This is a genomic window from Epilithonimonas sp. (assembly GCF_056329745.1).
On sequence record NZ_JBWEYV010000034.1, the window covers coordinates 1 to 2467 of the forward strand.

Annotated in this window: 4 protein-coding genes; all 4 read right to left on the reverse strand. The window is 35.5% G+C overall.

What is annotated here, in order from left to right:
- Positions 1–467, reverse strand: a 467-nt coding sequence (locus AC00Y6_RS15245; RefSeq protein ID WP_474491474.1) for a CHC2 zinc finger domain-containing protein, incomplete at its 3' end; no start/stop codon positions are given.
- 147 nt (positions 468–614) lie between these two features.
- Complete coding sequence (locus AC00Y6_RS15250) at positions 615–1670, reverse strand: AAA family ATPase (protein ID WP_476589249.1); 1056 nt, start codon at positions 1668–1670, stop codon at positions 615–617.
- Positions 1671–1673: 3 nt separating this feature from the next.
- A complete protein-coding gene (locus AC00Y6_RS15255; protein WP_474491476.1) occupies positions 1674–1967 on the reverse strand; it encodes a helix-turn-helix domain-containing protein in 294 nt (97 codons plus the stop codon).
- 121 nt (positions 1968–2088) lie between these two features.
- The coding region (locus tag AC00Y6_RS15260; RefSeq protein WP_474491477.1) for a hypothetical protein at positions 2089–2467 on the reverse strand (379 nt) is incomplete at its 5' end.

Sequence of the window (2467 nt, forward strand, 5' to 3'; positions counted from 1 at the left end):
GCAAAATAATTCTTGTCATTAACCAAATAGCTCACTTCTTTGCAATGATGCATTGCGATGTTCACATTAATTCCACGCTCTAAAAGATAATTAATCAAGGCAGGATTTTTAATATCCCGTATGTTGTGAATTATTAATGAAGGAGGTCGTTCATTCTGAATCCGATTCTTTCCGTGAAAAGAAAAATCCTCGTTGTGATTAAATTCCTCATTTCCCCTAAGTAACGATATTGCTTTTGCGAAATCACATTTTTCAATTTGCATTACCAAATCGATAAGAGTTCCGCCAATATTTGCACCGTAATCTATCCATAAATTTTTCTCGAAATCTACTTTCATACTTGCGTTATAATCTTCTCTAAAAGGAGAATGGTACAGTCCGTAATATCCCCGGTCTTTTGCAGGGAGAATATTTAATTCTGCGAGATAATTTTTTATGGAAATTCTATTAATTTCTTTTGCGTTCATTGTTTTTTCTATTTTTTTTCTTTCACCCGCAAAAAAATTGCGGGTTATTGGGTTTAACTGTATGCGTTCCGGTTTAAACCACTAAACTGGTTTAGTATAGTTTACATATATATACACCCATCCTAAACCAAACCTGCTTTTCAGGCGTTAGTAATAAAAATCCGGATTAAACTTGTAAAATTTATCTTCTTTGAGAATCATTCTTTTATTCTCAAGAAAAGATTTCAATTTTTTGGCTTTGTTGATTCCGAAATCGTGTCCCATTGAGGCGTAACTACTTTGCAATTTTCCAATTAGTGCAGAGTATGATACCAATGCGGATTCCGAAAACAAGAGTTCCAGAGTTTCCCTATGCTTTTCCTCACTGACTTCACTATAATCAAATGCTTTTTTACTTCCCGGCTGCTGGTGCTGATAATCGTCTATCATTTCAGGCAATCCGTCTTCATTAATTGAAAAAGCAAAAGGTTCAAAATCTTTGTCCCGAATATGCATAGCGGTAACGGAGCTTATATTCTTATCAAATTCATTTTTAGTAATTTGAAGAACAGTTTCCGCCTTATTGTTAAGCTCCGTCCCCAAATGTCCACGAGTATTATCATCTCCTTTATTTAAGTGTAATACCGTATGAATGTGAATTTTCCGTTCATCAGTCCATTGCATTAGTTTCGTGATAATATCCGTGGATTCTGAGGGGCTATTAATGTCGTGTGCGAGGTCACGAATTCCGTCAATAATCACTAATCCCAATTCCTCAATATCATAAATTGCTTCTTCGATTTTTCTCAATCTTTCTTTTGTGGCATAACCACGAAGACTTAAAAATTCCAGATTTTTAGGATGCTGATTCAAAGGAAACCCAGCAAGCTGAAGTATTCTGCTCAATACTCGCTTGCAGTGGAATTTACTTTGTTCCGTATCAACATAAAGTATTTGACGTTTCCCAACGGGCAAAGAAGATGTGTAATTCAATACCGTGCTATTGGTTAGGGCAGAAGAAACGATTGCACAGATATTGAATGTTTTTTTACTCTTTGCTTTTCCGGTAGAGGCACTGAAATTTCCCAATGTTCCAATAATGGAATCTTCGATTTTTAAAACCACAGGAGGAGATTCAAAATAATCAGTGATCAGGAGCCGGGCTTCTTTCCACGAACTAACGGACTCAACAGGAGGAAGAACGGATTTCATCTCCGTTTGCATAATCTATTTCAGGTTTTTCCTTTTAGAAAATGCAATGAATGAAGATGCCATTTCCTGTATTTCCTGTTTTGACCTTACTGGATTCTGCCTTAACCAGTTTTCAAGTTCTTCCTTGTCAAAATAGAGAATTTTTCCCTGCGGCTTGTAATGCGGAATTTGACCACCCGACGTGAGTTTGTACAGATAACTTTTTGATAGATTCAAAAATTTGCTCGCCTCCTCAAAGCTGAGAACATTTTTTTGAATGAATTGATTCTTTTCTAATTCGGAAATTCTTTCTTCTAATGACTTTTCCATTTTACATTATTTTGATGATTAACAAAATGAGGCAGCGCTACCTCTCTCTTTGTCGACAGGGCAAATGTATAATGGAAAAAAGCGGAAATTGATTGATAATGATTGAGGTCTTAACCTATTCTCACTGTTTTTTCAGTTGTTTGATGTATTTGTCAATGATATGACAATCTTTAGGCGGGTTTTCTCTACTGTCTTTAACTGCAGTAGAGATATTGTTTTGTTTCAGTACCGTTCCATTGTATGATAGGAACAATGATTTTCTTGCACTCAGAGACTGCCAGTCTTCAACAATCAGGCTTCGGTCGTCTAATGCAGTGAAGAAATAAGCCAAGAGTTTATTTTTTCTATTGGCAATGATTAATGGCTGTTTTAAGGTACACATAAATATTTCCTTCACAGTGTCTGAAGTTATCGTTTTAGAAAAAATCCGCGCTTCATTTATACACTTTGTTAAAATGTTTATCTGCCAATCTTCAAAATTTGTTCTGAAATTTTGCTCT

What these genes read in the sequence shown, in the direction of transcription:
- AC00Y6_RS15250 (WP_476589249.1), bottom strand. Translation starts at nt 1,670, where the DNA reads ATGCAAACGGAGATGAAATCCGTTCTTCCTCCTGTTGAGTCCGTTAGT.
- AC00Y6_RS15255 (WP_474491476.1), bottom strand. Translation starts at nt 1,967, where the DNA reads ATGGAAAAGTCATTAGAAGAAAGAATTTCCGAATTAGAAAAGAATCAA.